The sequence below is a fragment of the Streptomyces sp. NPDC008125 genome, from assembly GCF_042957125.1.
In the GTDB taxonomy this organism is placed as follows: domain Bacteria; phylum Actinomycetota; class Actinomycetes; order Streptomycetales; family Streptomycetaceae; genus Streptomyces.
Genome location: NZ_JBIBHR010000004.1, coordinates 465,980 through 479,433, shown reverse-complemented (window position 1 = coordinate 479,433; position 13,454 = coordinate 465,980). Strand labels below are relative to the sequence as shown.

Here is a 13,454-nt window from a genome sequence, read left to right as displayed (position 1 = left end):
GGTGACTACTCGACGCGGCGCAGGGCGTCGGCCGGGCGCAGCCGGGAGGCGCGCCAGCCGCCGAACGCGCCGGCGATGAGCCCGCCCGCCACGGCCAGTACGACAGCGATCACGATGGTGGAGAGGGAGACCGGCGCGGTCAGCGCGATGTCCAGGGTCTTGGCGGCGGCCTGACGGCCGGGGCCGCCCATCCCGCCGCCGCCCATGCCGCCACCGCCGCCGCCACCGCCGGAGCCGAGCTCCGCGGTGAGGGTGGGGCTGATCGCGGTGACGATGTACGCGCCGGCCAGGCCGACGGCGATGCCGAGGACACCGCCCATGAGGCCGTTGACGAGCGCCTCGCCGACGACCTGGCGGGTGACCCTGCCGCTCTTCCAGCCCAGCGCCTTCAGGGTGCCGAACTCGCGGACGCGGCGGCTGACCGCGGAGGAGGTCAGCAGGCCCGCCACCACGAAGGCGGCGATCAGGACGACGATGGAGAGCCACTTGCCGACGCTGGAGGCCAGGTCGGATGCGGTGGAGAGGGAGCCGGAGACCGTGTCGGCCAGGTCGGCGGAGGTGGTGACGGTGGTACCCGAGATGTTCTTCTGGATGGTCGACTTGACGCTGTCGATGGCGGTGGAGTCCTTGGCCTTCACGTAGACCGTGGTGACCTTGGCCTTCGAGTCCGAGAGCGTCTGGGCCTGCTGGAGCGGGATGTAGACGTTCGCGGCGGCGTCACCGCTGCTGGCGGTGGAGACACCGATGATCGTGAACTTGGTGCCCGAGATGGTGACGGTCTTGTCGACCGCGAGCGACTTCTCCTTGGCGTAGGCGGCGTCGACGATCGCGACCTTGCCGTTCGTCTCGGTGGTCTTGAAGGTACGGCCCTTGGTGATCTCGGAGGAGGTCAGCGGACCGAGGTCCTGGTGCGCGACGTCGGTGCCGTACACGGTGAAGGAGTTGACGTCGAAGGAGGCGCCGCCGCCCTCGACGCGGCCCTGCGGGGCGCCACCGCCGCCGCCCTGGCCGCCGCCGTAGCCGCCCTGGCCACCGCCGGCGCCACCGGACGAGCTGTCCTGCTTGAACTCGCCGCGCTTGAACTGGCCGTCGACCTTCATGACGTTCAGGCTCAGCCCGCCGACCGCGGTCGCCACGCCGGACTGCTGCCCGACCTTGGTGACGGTGGAGTCGGCCAGGGTCTGGAAGCCCTGGACCATGACGCGGTCGGTGCTCTGCGTCGCGTCGTCGTCGCTGTCGTTGGCGTCGAAGTTGAACTTCGGGCGCTCCTGGGCACCCGTGGTGCCCTGGGCGGCGGCGGCCTTGGTCACGGTCATGTCCGTGCCGAGGCCGTAGAGCGATTCCAGGACCTTGTCCTGGGCCTTGCCCATCCCGGCGGTGACCGAGCTGACGACGATGACCAGCGCAATGCCGAGGGCGAGCCCCGAGGCGACGACGAGCGCCGCCTTTCTGCGACGGCGCAGCTCGCGCCGGAGGTAGGTGAAGAACATGCCGCGAACCTATGGACCGGGCGTGATGGTGGGTTAAGGCCCTCATGAGAGCAGGATGAGAACCTGTCGGGCCGGGAACTCCCGGGCCGGTACCCAAGCTTCGCGAAGCACCAGGAACCCCCGCCAACGCCCGAGGGCGGTGGCACCGGCGGTCCGTGCGGACCGGGGTGCCACCGCCCTCGGGTGGGGGAGAAGCGGGGTGGCGGGGATCAGGCCGCCGAGTCGGCGGTCCACTCCGACCAGCTCATGTTCCAGCCGTTGAGACCGTTGTCGGGGGCGATGGTCTTGTCCGGGGAGTTCTTCACGATGACGACGTCGCCGACGATCGAGTGGTTGTAGAACCACGCGGCGGGCTGGTCGGCGTCGCCGGCGCCCTTGACGTCCTGGAGGCCGACGCAGCCGTGACTGGTGTTGGCCGAGCCGAAGATGCTGGAGCTGCCCCAGTAGTTGCCGTGCACGAAGGTGCCCGAGCTGGAGAGGCGCATGGCGTGCGGGACGTCCTTGATGTCGTACTCGCCCTTGCCGTCGTCGTCGGTGAAGCCGACGGTGGCGCCGTCCATCCGGGTCTCCTTGTACTTCTCGGAGATCACCATCTGACCGTTGTACGTGGGGTTGTCGGGCGAACCGGCGGAGATCGGGATCGTCCTGACCGTCTTCCCGTCCTGGGTGACGGTCATCGTGTGCGCCTTCGCGTCGACGGTGGAGACCTGGTTGCGGCCCACCTTGAACGTGACCGTCTTCTGCTGCACGCCGTAGACGCCGTCCGCGCCCTCGACACCGTCCAGCGCGAGCTTCAGCGTGACGGTGGAGCCGCTCGTCCAGTAGTCCTCGGGGCGGAGGTCGAGGCGCTGCGAGTTGAACCAGTGGCCCTCGACTTCCTGGCCGCTGCTCGACGTGACCGTGATGCCGGCCTGGACGGCCGACTTGTCGGTGATCGCCTTGTTGAAGTTGATCGAGACCGGCATGCCGACGCCGACGGTGGAACCGTCCTCGGGGGTGAAGTTCCCGATGAAGCTGTTGTCGGGCGAGACGGTCGTGAAGGAACCGTTCTCGTGGGCCTCTCGGCCCTTGGAGTCCTTCGCCGAGGCGATGACCTTGTACGTGGTCGAGCGCTCCAGCTGGGCGGCGGGCTTCCAGCTCTTCCCGTCCGCGGCGAGCGTGCCCTCCACGGCGTCCCCGTCGGCGGTCGTCATGGTGACGGTGGTCAGCGTCCCCTTGGCGACGGTGACCTTGGCCGCGTTGTTGATGCTGGCGTTGGTGGAGCCGTTCTTCGGCTCGATCGATATCTGGGCCTCGGAGACGTCCTGGGCCGCGGCCTCGTCGACCGCGGTCTGGGACTTCTGAGAACTGCCGGCACCCGTGGGACTCGAATCGTCGCCGCCGCTGCACGCCGAGAGCACCAGCACGCCGCCGAGCAGGGCGGACGCGGCCATGAGGCCCTTGCGCCGCTTGCTGTCCGTGATCACACGCTTCTCCATCGTTGCCAATTCCCCAAAATCCCCGTAACGGCACCGCCAGATGCGGGTCCCCGTCAATGTTCCAGAACCCCGGTCGGTGGCGATCCGTTCCACATCCGCACGGGATGTGGGGAACACCACTCATCGACGCGTCCCCGGCGGCCTTGGTTCCCGCCTCCGCGTGTCCGGCCCGGCGCGGTTCCGGTCCGGGCCGGCGCGCGGCCCGGAAACGGCGTCCTCACTGGTCGGACCGGTCGCCGCGGACGGCTGTCCGCGTGGTCGCCCCTTCCGTTCTCCTCGGCTGCCGGCCTCCCCCGTCCCGGCCCCGGCGCGGAGCCGGGGCCGGAGCCGGGCTATTCCTTCCCGCTCTCCGCGTCGTCGTCCTCGTCGTCGTACTCGTAGCCGTCGTCGTCATAGCCGTCGTCGTCGCCCTCGTCCTCACCGTCGTACGCGTCGTGCTCGACGGCCTCGCTGCTCCACGATGCCTGCGCGAGCTCGATCCCGGGCACGGCCCCGACCAGGTCGAACGGGTCGATCAGTGAAGCGAGCGCCTCTGCGGCGTCTGCCCGGACAAGGGACTCGGCATGCCTGCGCTCCTGGTCGGCCCCGTCGTCGTCGGGGTCGGGGAGCGCGTCCTCGTACTCGGCTGCGACCGCTTCCAGGGCGGTGCCGGTGAGGGCTTCCAGGTCGGTGACCTCCACCACCAGCTCCACCTGGAGGCGGACGAACGCGGGCTGCGGAGCGTCCTCGGCGCCCGGCTCCCGCGCGTCCCGGGCCAGGCCCCGGGCCATGTTCTGTGACGTGCTCTCGGAAGTACTCATGGGCCGGAGCGTAGGGCTCCGGTTCACGTGCGTACCAGCGACCCGCTGCGGGCGGCTCCCGTTCGCGGGGAGGTCCGCGTGCGCGGCGAGCCCCGCGTCCGCCGGAGCGGCACGTCCCCGGGGGCCGTACGCGCCGGGGCCGGCCGGTGCGCCCTGATGAAGGTCGTACCATCGGCCCACGGGGGTCAACTCAAGGTCGTCGTCAGGGGATCGAATCTGTGACCATCACTCGTCGCACACTGCTGACCGTCTCCGCCGCAGGCATCGTGCTGGGCGCGCTCTGCTTCGTACCGTCGGCGAAGACCACGGCCGACACGCACACGGACGCCGCGTCGGCGAGAACCGCGGCCACCGTACCGGTGGGGCGGACGGACGGGTCGTACGGCTCGTCGAGCCGGGAGTTCGCCCAGGCGGACTCCGGGTCCGGCACGGGGGCCACGCCGTATCTGATCGGCGGCACGGTCCTGCTGGGCCTCGGCGCGGGGTACGTCGCCCGCTCGGACCGCCGGTCCTCCTCGCCCGCGTGACATGACGGCCGCCGCCCGGCCGCCCTCCCCCGGTTCCGGAGGGCGGGCGGGCCGGGCGGGGCCGGGTGCGTCAGCCCAGCGGTCCGGTGACCCGCTCCACGGCCCGGACCAGCCCGCCGCCGCGGACGAACGCGTCCGCGGCGGCCAGGTCGGGGGCGAGGAAACGGTCCGGCCCCGGACCCTCGGCGCCCGCCTCGCGCAGCGCCTCCACGGCGGCGCGGGAGGCGAGGGCGGGGAACAGCCCTCCGGCGGCGCGCAGTTCGACGGCGCGCGCCGCCGCGTACAGCTCGACCGCGACGATCCGGGAGAGGTCGTCCACGGCGGTACGGAGCTTGCGCGCGGCCGACCAGCCCATCGAGACGTGGTCCTCCTGCATCGCGGAGGACGGGATCGAATCGGCGGACGCGGGCACGGCCAGCCGCTTCATCTCGCTGACCAGGGCCGCCTGGGTGTACTGAGCGATCATCAGACCGGAATCCACCCCCGCGTCGTCGGCGAGGAACGGCGGCAGCCCGTGCGAGCGGTTCTTGTCCAGCAGCCGGTCGGTGCGGCGCTCGCAGATGGAACCGAGGTCGGCGGCGACGATCGCCAGGAAGTCGAGGACGTACGCCACCGGGGCGCCGTGGAAGTTGCCGTTGGACTCCACCCGCCCGTCCGGCAGCACCACCGGGTTGTCGACGGCGGAGGCGAGCTCCCGGTCCGCGACCGTGGCGGCGTACGCGAGGGTGTCCCGGCCCGCGCCGTTGACCTGGGGCGCGCAGCGTACGGAGTAGGCGTCCTGCACCCGGGGCGCGTCGTCCTGGTGGTGACCGGTGAGGCCGGAACCCTCCAGCACCCGCAGCATGTTGGCGGCACTGACGCCCTGCCCGGGGTGCGGGCGGATGGCGTGCAGCTCGGGGGCGAGGACCTTCTCGGTGCCGAGCAGCGCCTCCAGCGAGAGCGCGGCGGTGATGTCGGCGCTGGTGTAGAGGGCGCGCAGGTCGGCGAGGGCCATCACCAGCATGCCGAGCATGCCGTCGGTGCCGTTGAGGAGGGCGAGGCCCTCCTTCTCGCGCAGCTCCACCGGGGCGATGCCGTGCTCGGCGAGGAGTTCGGCGGCGGGGCGCACGGCGCCGTCCGGGCCCTCGGCCTCCCCCTCGCCCATCAGCGCTAGGGCGCAGTGCGAGAGCGGGGCGAGGTCGCCCGAGCAGCCGAGCGAGCCGAACTCGTGGACGACCGGGGTGATGCCGGCGTTGAGGAGGTCGGCCATGGTCTGCGCGACCTCGGGGCGTACGCCGGTGTGGCCGGAGGCGACCGTCTTGAGCCGGAGGAACATCAGCGCGCGCACCACCTCGCGCTCCACGTGCGGGCCCATGCCCGCCGCGTGCGAGCGGACGATGTTGCGCTGGAGGCGTCCGCGCAGCTCGGGGCTGATGTGGCGGGTGGCGAGGGCGCCGAAGCCGGTGGAGACGCCGTAGACGGGTTCCGGGCGCGCGGCGAGCGCGTCGACGGTCCTGCGGGCGGCGGCGAGGGCGTCCAGGGCCTCCGGGGACAGGACCACGCGAGCGCCCTCACGCGCCACGGCCAGGACGTCCTCGGCGGTGGTTCCGGAGGTCCCCACCACGACAGTGTGCATATCCATATTCAGGACCCTACGCACTGAAACTGGCCATGTCACCAGTGCTCGGCGGGTTGACCCCTTACCGGCGGCCCGCCCCGGCCGCGGCGCGCCCCAGCCGCTTTACCGGCGGCCCGCCCCAGCCGCTCTCACGGCAGGTTCCCCCGCAGCCTCCGGCGGTCGTGGGCCGGGGTGGGCGGAGAGTCGGCGAGCCGCATCACCTCGCCGTCCCGCCCGGCCACCACCGGCCCCACCGCACGGTCGGCCTTCGCGCGGTACTGCGCGGCGTCGGCGAGCCGGAAGAGCCGCCGGGCCGAGTGGACCGGCCCGATCGGGTCGCCGGTCGAGGCGACCCCGCAGGCCACCCCGTCGCCCAGCTCCAGGGCTGCGGCGCGTTCGCACAGTTCCCCGGCCACCCGGATCACCTCGTCCGCCCCGGGCCCGACGGAGATCAGGCAGAACTCGTCGCCGCCGAGCCGGGCGGCGAGGGCGTCCGGCAGCATGGCCCCGCACCGTGAGAGCACCGAGCCGAAACGTTCCAGCAGACGGTCGCCGACCGCGTGGCCGTGGGTGTCGTTGACCGACTTGAGCCCGTTGAGGTCGCAGACCACCAGGCTGACCACGACCCCCTCGGCCCGGTGCCGCTCCACCGCCTCGTCCAGCCGGATGTCCACCGCCCGGCGATTGGCGAGGCCGGTCAGCGGATCGGTGAAGGCGAGCTTGCGCACCTCCTCCAGCCGCTCGGTCTGCGCGATGCCCGCCGCGACCACGGCCGCGAGCACCGTCGCGAAGTCGGCGTCGTCCCGGTCGAAGACGGGTGCCCCGGCCGGGCGGGCCACGTACAGCTCGCCCCAGGCCCGGCCGTGCAGCACGATCGGCGCGACCACGCAGCACCCCCGGCCGCGCCGCTGGAGCGCGGCCACCCGCTGGTGGCAGAACGGGCGGGCCCCCCGGGCCGGCGCGCCGCCGCCCGGGTGCTGCCCCTCCGCGGTCTCCACCCAGGCGTCGGGTTCACCGCCGCCCGCCCAGCGCTCGTGCAGGAACTCGGTGATCTCCGGGAACCGGTGGACGGGGTAGGCCTCCTCCTCGGGGAACTCCTCCTCCCCCTCGGCCCGCTCCCCCGCGTTCACCAGGACGCGGAGCCTGCCCCGGTCGCGCTCCCACACGGAGAGCGCGGCGAAGGAGCCGCCCAACGCCTCGCAGGCGCCCAGGGCCGCGGCCCGCCACGACTCCTTCGCGGTGTAGGCCGCCGCCATGGTCTGCGCCAGCGACACCACCGCTCGCAGTCGCACATCGTCACCATCCATCGCACCAGCTTATGTACGTATGAGCTGGTGCGATCACCCGACAAATTCCGGCCGGGCCGGTGAACGTACCCGGCCGCCCCCCGCCGCCGTCACGTTGCGTCACCCACCCGGAAGGGCGCGGCACGGCCCGGGTCACCCCAGCCCCGGCCACCGGGGCGCGCGCTTCTCGTTGAACGCGGCCACGCCCTCCGCGCGGTCGCCGGAGAAGGCCACCGACCGCCAGGCCGCGTCCTCCACCTCGAGCCCCGTCCGCAGGTCGAGCCCGTGGCCGAGCCGCAGGGCGCGCTTCGCCGCCCGCAGCCCGACGGGGGAGTTGGCGGCCATCCGCCCGGCCAGCGCCAGCGCCGCCTCCCGGTCCGTGCCCTCCGCCACCAGCTCGTCCACCAGCCCCAGGGCGTGGGCCTCGGCCGCCTCCACCCGGCGCGCGGTGAAGATCAGCTCGGCCGCCCGGGCCGCGCCCACCCGGCGGGGCAGCAGCTGGGTGCCACCGCCGCCAGGGATCACCCCGACCGACACCTCGGGCAGCCCCACCACGGCGGTTCGGTCGGCCACGATCACGTCGCAGGAGAGCGCCAGCTCGAAGCCGCCGCCGAGCGCGTAGCCGTGCACGGCGGCCACGGTCGGCATCGGCAGCTCCAGCACCCCGGTGTACGCGGCGCGCGAGACCGGCCGCTGCCGCCCCAGCTCGGCGTCGCTGAGGGAGTTGCGCTCCTTGAGGTCCGCGCCGACGCAGAAGGCGCGCGGGCTGCTGGAGGAGACGACGGTGACGCGTACGTCCGGGTCGGCGCCGAGCGCCTCGCAGGCGGCGGCGACGGACCGGGCCATCTCCGAGGAGACCGCGTTCATGGCCTTCGGGCGGTCGAGCACCAGCTCCGCGACGTACCCGGACTCCGTGTGGCGCCGTACGACGACGAACTCCCCGAACCGCTCCTCGGACGTGACACTCATGGGTTCCATCCCTCCGGTGGTGGTGTTCCGGGGGAGCTTAGGGCGTGCCGGGCGTCGCGGACCCGGTCAGGATCCGCCGGACACGCCCAGGGGGCCGGGGCGCGGCCGGGGCGAACCGGAACGGCCTCAGCGACCGCCCTCGCGCGGGGCGCGCCGGGTCAGCATCCACGGCTCGACCACGCCGAGCCCGCGTACCGGCCGCTGCCACATGGGCTGGAGCTGGAAGCGGTAGGCGGGCAGCGGCGGCTCGTCGGTGAGCGTCCGGCCCTCCTTCTCGGCGATCCGGGCCCGCTCGGCCGCGGCGGCGATCTCCTCGGCTGCCCTGGCCTCGGACTCCGGGGAGTCGCCCGTACGGATCAGCTCTTCGGCGAACGCCCCGTCCACCAGGACGGCGTCCTTCGCGGCTATCGAGGTGAGCCTGCTGGCCAGGTTGACGGTGGTGCCGAAGACATCGCCCATCCGGGTGGTGACGGTGCCGAAGGCGATGCCCACGCGCAGCGCGGGCATGGTCGTGTCGGCGGACATCGCCTCGATGAGCCGGAGCGCGATCTCGGCGGCCGTACCGGCGTCGTCGGCGGCGAAGAGCACCTCGTCGCCGAGGGTCTTCACCAGCCGGCCGCCGTGCGCGGCCACCAGGTCGGCGGCGGTCGTCTCGAAGGCCTCGACGAGTTCGCCGAGCTCCTCCTCCTCCAGCCGCCGGGTGAGCCGGGTGAACCCGACCAGGTCGGCGAAGCCCACCGCGAGCCGCCGGTCCACCATCTCCTCGTCGTCCTGGGCCTGCACGACCCGCCCGGTGGAGGCGGCCAGCTGGCGACGCCACACGTAGACGAGGAACTCCTGGAGCTCCGGCAGCAGCAGTTCGACCAGGGGGTACGTGACCTCGGTGCGGGTCATCCCCGGCTCGGGAGGCTCGGTGAGGCCCTCCAGGAAGGAGTCGATCTGCCATTCGGCGAGGCGGGCGGTGGTCTGGCCGGTGGAGCGGGCCACCTGGATGGCCATCGGCTCGCTGAGCAGCCCGGCCTCCACGAGGCCGGCGAGGCGGCGCAGCGCCAGCACGTCGGCCTCGGTGAGCGCCTTGGCCTGGCCGATGTCGGCGAAGCCCATGGCGCGCCAGAACCGCGACGCCAGGTCCATGGAGACACCGGCGGTACGGGCCGCCTGGAAGGGGGTGTACTGGCGCTCGGCGCCGAGAATCAGCTGTTCCAGCCGGATCGCCAGCGGGTCGTCGGTCGGTTCGGCCGTGTGATCGACCTCGTGATGGGGCGTGGCATGGACCGAGGGGTCCGACGGCGGCCTCGCGCCCGCGTCCGAACCCGTGTCACCGACGGTCACTGCCCGCCTCCTGCCCGTTCCCTGCGCACTGCCCCGGCGATCTGTGATCTGTCGCTGGATCGCCTCAACGATACGGCAGGTGTGCCCTGGCTCACGTCCCCGATGGCCCGGTACGGGTGCGTCGGACGTGACAACTCACGCTTTCGCACCCCGGCGCGCGCCGCGTTCACCCGTCCGGGCGGCGCGTGTTCACTCTCCGTACGCCCCCTCGCGCACATGCGCACGATCCACACACATGCGTGCGCCCTCCTCCGCTCCGGCCGTCCGCCGTCAGACCAGTCCGCCCGCCGCGCCGCGCAGGTGCACGATGTCGCCCGCCGAGACCGGCTGCTGGAGTCCGTCGCCGGTGGAGAGGACGAGACGGCCGTCGCCGTCGATCGCGACGGCCTGCCCGACCACCGAGCGGCCGCCCGGCAGCTCGGCCCTGACGGTGCGGTCGAGCGTGGCGCAGCCGGCCGCGTACGCCGCCTGGAGCCCGCTGCGGGCCGCGTCGCCGCCCGCCGCGCGCCACTCGCCGTACCACTGCTCCAGCGAGCGCAGGACGGCCCGCAGCAGGGTCTCGCGGTCGAGCGAGACGGCCTCGGCGAGGGCGAGGGAGCCGGCGGTGGGGGCGGGGAGTTCGTCGGCGCGGAGCGAGACGTTGATGCCGAGGCCGACGACGACGCCGTCCCCGGCGCGTTCGGCGAGGATGCCGCCGGCCTTGCGCTCCACGCCGTCGACGGTCACCAGCAGGTCGTTGGGCCACTTCAGCGCCATGTCCACCCCGGCGGCGCGGGCCAGGCCGGTCGCGGCGGCGACCCCGGTGAGCAGCGGCAGCCAGCCCCAGTGCTCCACCGGCACGTCGGTGGGCGTGAGGTGGACGGAGAGGAAGAGCCCGGAGCGCGGCGGGGCGGTCCAGACCCGGTCGAGCCGGCCGCGTCCGGCGTTCTGCACCTCGGCGACGAGCACCGCGCCCTCCGCGGGCGGGTTCGCCGAGGCCGCCCGGGCGGCGAGGTCGGTGTTGGTGGAGCCGGTCTCCTCGACCACGTCGAGCGAGGTCCACAGCGCGCCCGGCCGCAGCAGTCCGCGGCGGAGCGCGGTGGTGTTCAGGGGCGGCCGGTCCAGGTCCGACCAGCGGTTCGAAGGCGCATCCGGAGGTGTCATGCAAGTAACCCTAGGTGTGGCAAAGGACGCACTGCCGATCCGTGGGGCCGCCGATACGCTACGGGGCAGTAGCTGTACAGGAACGAGGGCTTCCCGCGGGTGCGTGCCGGGCCCGTCCCCGGGGGCCGGGCCCCGTCATGTCCCGTCACCAGGCAGGGAGCCGCCACCCGATGTCCGAGCCGCAGACCGACATCCACACCACCGCGGGCAAGATCGCGGACCTGCAGCGCCGTATCGGCGAAGCCACCCACGCGGGTTCCGAGCGCGCGGTCGAGAAGCAGCACGCGAAGGGCAAGCTCACCGCGCGGGAGCGGGTGGACCTGCTGCTGGACGAGGGTTCGTTCGTGGAGCTGGACGAGTTCGCCCGCCACCGGTCCACCAACTTCGGGATCGAGAAGAACCGCCCGTACGGGGACGGGGTGGTGACCGGGTACGGCACGGTCGACGGCCGCCCGGTGTGCGTGTACTCGCAGGACTTCACGATCTTCGGCGGCTCGCTGGGCGAGGTCTACGGCGAGAAGATCGTCAAGGTCATGGACTTCGCGCTGAAGACCGGCTGCCCGGTCATCGGCATCAACGACGGCGGTGGCGCCCGCATCCAGGAAGGGGTCGCGGCGCTCGGGCTGTTCGCCGAGATCTTCCGGCGCAACGTGCACGCCTCCGGTGTGGTGCCGCAGATCTCGCTGATCGTCGGCCCGTGCGCGGGCGGCGCGGTCTACTCCCCCGCGATCACCGACTTCACGGTGATGGTCGACCAGACCTCGCACATGTTCATCACCGGGCCCGACGTCATCAAGACCGTCACCGGCGAGGACGTCGGCTTCGAGGAGCTGGGCGGAGCCCGTACCCACAACACCACCTCCGGTGTGGCGCACCACCTCGCGGGCGACGAGAAGGACGCCATCGAGTACGTCAAGTCCCTTCTGTCGTACCTCCCTTCCAACAACCTCTCCGAGCCTCCGGCCTTCCCGGAGGAGGCGGACCTGGAGACGACGGACGAGGACCGCGAGCTCGACACGCTGATCCCGGACTCGGCGAACCAGCCGTACGACATGCACACCGCCATCGAGCACGTGCTGGACGACGCCGAGTTCCTGGAGACCCAGGCGCTGTTCGCGCCGAACATCATCACCGGCTTCGGCCGTGTGGAGGGCCACCCGGTGGGCGTGGTCGCCAACCAGCCGATGCAGTTCGCCGGCTGCCTGGACATCGACGCCAGTGAGAAGGCCGCACGTTTCGTCCGTACCTGCGACGCGTTCAACGTGCCGGTGCTGACCTTCGTCGACGTGCCGGGCTTCCTGCCGGGCGTGGACCAGGAGTACGGCGGCATCATCCGCCGCGGCGCCAAGCTGATCTACGCCTACGCGGAGGCGACCGTCCCGCTGATCACGGTCATCACCCGCAAGGCGTTCGGCGGGGCGTACGACGTGATGGGCTCCAAGCACCTGGGCGCCGACGTCAACCTCGCCTGGCCGACCGCCCAGATCGCCGTCATGGGCGCGCAGGGCGCGGTGAACATCCTGCACCGCCGCACCATCGCGGCCGCCGAGGACCCGGAGGCGACCCGCGCGCAGCTGATGGCGGAGTACGAGGACGCGCTGCTCAACCCGTACGTCGCGGCCGAACGCGGTTACGTGGACGCGGTGGTCATGCCCTCGGACACCCGCAAGCACGTGGTGAAGGCGCTCCGGCAGCTGCGCACCAAGCGCGAGTCCCTGCCGCCGAAGAAGCACGGCAACATCCCGCTGTAGGAAGCGCGCGGGTTCACGAGCACGGAACGGATGGGAGCCACCATGATCAGGGTCGTACGGGGCAACCCGACCCCCGAGGAACTCGCCGCCGCCCTCGCGGTGGTCCGGGCGCGCGCCGCTTCGGCGGCGGCGGTGCCGGACCCCGGGGCCCCCGCGTCGCACGCGCCGTGGTCCGACCCGGCGCGGATCGCCCGCACCGCCCGGCCGTCGCCGGGGCCGGGGGCCTGGGCGCGCACGTACTGGCCCGCCTGAGCGGCCGGGGTCCGGTCGCCGAGGGTGACCGGACCCCGGCGAACGGGTGGTTGAGTACCCGTACTCAGGCAGGACCGCGGCGGGCGGAGCAGGATCGGACGCATGCTCTGGTCCGACCCCGACGACCGCCCGCCGAAGGAACTGCGCGACGCCCAGGAGATGCTGCGGCGCGCGGGGTTCCTGCTCGCGCTGGCCATGGTGGTGGGGATGTTCGTGGTCGGCCTGCGCTGAGCCGTCGGACCGCGCTCAGAGCGTGACGGCCCACAGGACGGTCTCGCCCACGGCCACGGCGCCCACGGCGATCCAGCTCAGCACCGTGGCCCAGCGCGGGAAGCGGTGGCGGTCGGGGGCGGGTGCGCTCCGGTTGTGCCACATCCACCAGAGCGTGCCGGCGCGCACGGCGAGCGAGACGACGCTCAGCGTGAGGCGGATGGCCCGGTTGTCGGTGGCCCCGATCCCGAGGGCGAGAAGCAGGTTCGGCAGCAGGAGCCAGGCCACGGCGATCCACCTGCGCTTCCGGCTCCACCACGGCGACAGGCACAGCGCGACGCCGGCGCCGAAGGTCAGGAGGAAGACGGGGAGGGTCGCCACGGCGGCGGTCTCGTCGCCCGACGGGAGCCGGCTGAGGACGCTCACCAGGCTGCCGGCCGCCAGACCCCCCACGATCAGGCCGGGGCTGCTCCACCAGGGGGCCTCTCCGTCCGGCCGGTCCCCCGCCACGGCGGCCGTGTCGATCTCCTCCGGGGCACCTGGTCCGGCCAGGTCGAGCTGGTGGTCGGCGGCATGAGCCTTCATGGCGGTCTGCTTTCGGTGGAAGAGCACGGAAGTC

13 protein-coding genes are annotated in these 13,454 nt (G+C 72.8%); 4 read left to right on the top strand and 9 right to left on the bottom strand.

What is annotated here, in order from left to right:
* Positions 1 to 5 precede the first annotated feature (5 nt).
* The 3 genes from ACFZAX_RS09970 to ACFZAX_RS09960 form a co-directional block, all read right to left on the bottom strand.
* The gene (locus ACFZAX_RS09970) at positions 6 to 1,490 is read right to left on the bottom strand and encodes an ABC transporter permease (RefSeq protein ID WP_390960476.1); all 1,485 of its coding nucleotides are present in this window, start codon (positions 1,488 to 1,490) and stop codon (positions 6 to 8) included.
* 209 nt (positions 1,491 to 1,699) lie between these two features.
* Positions 1,700 to 2,968, bottom strand: coding sequence for an Ig-like domain-containing protein (locus tag ACFZAX_RS09965; RefSeq protein WP_390960475.1), 1,269 nt, complete (start codon positions 2,966 to 2,968; stop codon positions 1,700 to 1,702).
* 332 nt (positions 2,969 to 3,300) lie between these two features.
* Positions 3,301 to 3,768 (bottom strand): hypothetical protein, encoded by a 468-nt coding sequence (locus ACFZAX_RS09960; RefSeq protein ID WP_390960474.1) that lies wholly within the window; start codon positions 3,766 to 3,768, stop codon positions 3,301 to 3,303.
* Between the two features lie 218 nt (positions 3,769 to 3,986).
* Between ACFZAX_RS09960 and ACFZAX_RS09955 the strand changes: the two genes are divergently transcribed.
* The gene (locus ACFZAX_RS09955; protein ID WP_390960473.1) at positions 3,987 to 4,295 is read left to right on the top strand and encodes a hypothetical protein; all 309 of its coding nucleotides are present in this window, start codon (positions 3,987 to 3,989) and stop codon (positions 4,293 to 4,295) included.
* A gap of 70 nt (positions 4,296 to 4,365) precedes the next feature.
* Here the strand turns inward: ACFZAX_RS09955 and hutH are convergent, their stop codons facing one another.
* From hutH to ACFZAX_RS09930, 5 genes are all read right to left on the bottom strand, one after another.
* Positions 4,366 to 5,910: a histidine ammonia-lyase gene (gene hutH / locus ACFZAX_RS09950; protein WP_390960525.1), complete on the bottom strand. Its 1,545-nt coding sequence runs from the start codon at positions 5,908 to 5,910 to the stop codon at positions 4,366 to 4,368.
* Between the two features lie 131 nt (positions 5,911 to 6,041).
* Entirely contained in the window at positions 6,042 to 7,199 is a 1,158-nt protein-coding gene (locus tag ACFZAX_RS09945; RefSeq protein WP_390960472.1) for a diguanylate cyclase domain-containing protein, read from the bottom strand.
* A gap of 132 nt (positions 7,200 to 7,331) precedes the next feature.
* Complete coding sequence (locus ACFZAX_RS09940; protein WP_390960471.1) at positions 7,332 to 8,147, bottom strand: enoyl-CoA hydratase-related protein; 816 nt, start codon at positions 8,145 to 8,147, stop codon at positions 7,332 to 7,334.
* 126 nt (positions 8,148 to 8,273) lie between these two features.
* On the bottom strand, positions 8,274 to 9,479 hold the full coding sequence (locus ACFZAX_RS09935; protein ID WP_390960470.1) for an adenylate/guanylate cyclase domain-containing protein: 1,206 nt from the start codon (positions 9,477 to 9,479) through the stop codon (positions 8,274 to 8,276).
* 270 nt (positions 9,480 to 9,749) lie between these two features.
* On the bottom strand, positions 9,750 to 10,622 hold the full coding sequence (locus tag ACFZAX_RS09930) for a biotin--[acetyl-CoA-carboxylase] ligase (RefSeq protein ID WP_390960469.1): 873 nt from the start codon (positions 10,620 to 10,622) through the stop codon (positions 9,750 to 9,752).
* A 170-nt stretch (positions 10,623 to 10,792) separates the two neighbouring features.
* On the opposite strand from ACFZAX_RS09930, the gene ACFZAX_RS09925 reads away from it, so the two are divergent.
* The 3 genes from ACFZAX_RS09925 to mmpB all read left to right on the top strand — a co-directional run bounded on the left by ACFZAX_RS09925 (position 10,793) and on the right by mmpB (position 12,856).
* Positions 10,793 to 12,373, top strand: a complete 1,581-nt coding sequence (locus ACFZAX_RS09925; RefSeq protein WP_390960468.1) for a carboxyl transferase domain-containing protein — start codon at positions 10,793 to 10,795, stop codon at positions 12,371 to 12,373.
* Positions 12,374 to 12,415: 42 nt separating this feature from the next.
* On the top strand, positions 12,416 to 12,625 hold the full coding sequence (locus ACFZAX_RS09920; RefSeq protein ID WP_390960467.1) for an acyl-CoA carboxylase epsilon subunit: 210 nt from the start codon (positions 12,416 to 12,418) through the stop codon (positions 12,623 to 12,625).
* 102 nt (positions 12,626 to 12,727) lie between these two features.
* Entirely contained in the window at positions 12,728 to 12,856 is a 129-nt protein-coding gene (gene mmpB / locus ACFZAX_RS09915) for a morphogenic membrane protein MmpB (RefSeq protein WP_390960466.1), read from the top strand.
* Positions 12,857 to 12,871: 15 nt separating this feature from the next.
* Here the strand turns inward: mmpB and ACFZAX_RS09910 are convergent, their stop codons facing one another.
* On the bottom strand, positions 12,872 to 13,420 hold the full coding sequence (locus ACFZAX_RS09910) for a hypothetical protein (protein ID WP_390960465.1): 549 nt from the start codon (positions 13,418 to 13,420) through the stop codon (positions 12,872 to 12,874).
* Positions 13,421 to 13,454 lie beyond the last annotated feature (34 nt).

Coding starts and splice junctions, on each gene's coding strand:
- ACFZAX_RS09970 (WP_390960476.1), bottom strand. CDS start 1,490: ATGTTCTTCACCTACCTCCGGCGCGAGCTGCGCCGTCGCAGAAAGGCG.
- ACFZAX_RS09965 (WP_390960475.1), bottom strand. CDS start 2,968: ATGGAGAAGCGTGTGATCACGGACAGCAAGCGGCGCAAGGGCCTCATG.
- ACFZAX_RS09960 (WP_390960474.1), bottom strand. CDS start 3,768: ATGAGTACTTCCGAGAGCACGTCACAGAACATGGCCCGGGGCCTGGCC.
- hutH (WP_390960525.1), bottom strand. CDS start 5,910: ATGCACACTGTCGTGGTGGGGACCTCCGGAACCACCGCCGAGGACGTC.
- ACFZAX_RS09945 (WP_390960472.1), bottom strand. CDS start 7,199: ATGGATGGTGACGATGTGCGACTGCGAGCGGTGGTGTCGCTGGCGCAG.
- ACFZAX_RS09940 (WP_390960471.1), bottom strand. CDS start 8,147: ATGAGTGTCACGTCCGAGGAGCGGTTCGGGGAGTTCGTCGTCGTACGG.
- ACFZAX_RS09930 (WP_390960469.1), bottom strand. CDS start 10,622: ATGACACCTCCGGATGCGCCTTCGAACCGCTGGTCGGACCTGGACCGG.
- ACFZAX_RS09925 (WP_390960468.1), top strand. CDS start 10,793: ATGTCCGAGCCGCAGACCGACATCCACACCACCGCGGGCAAGATCGCG.
- ACFZAX_RS09920 (WP_390960467.1), top strand. CDS start 12,416: ATGATCAGGGTCGTACGGGGCAACCCGACCCCCGAGGAACTCGCCGCC.
- mmpB (WP_390960466.1), top strand. CDS start 12,728: ATGCTCTGGTCCGACCCCGACGACCGCCCGCCGAAGGAACTGCGCGAC.
- ACFZAX_RS09910 (WP_390960465.1), bottom strand. CDS start 13,420: ATGAAGGCTCATGCCGCCGACCACCAGCTCGACCTGGCCGGACCAGGT.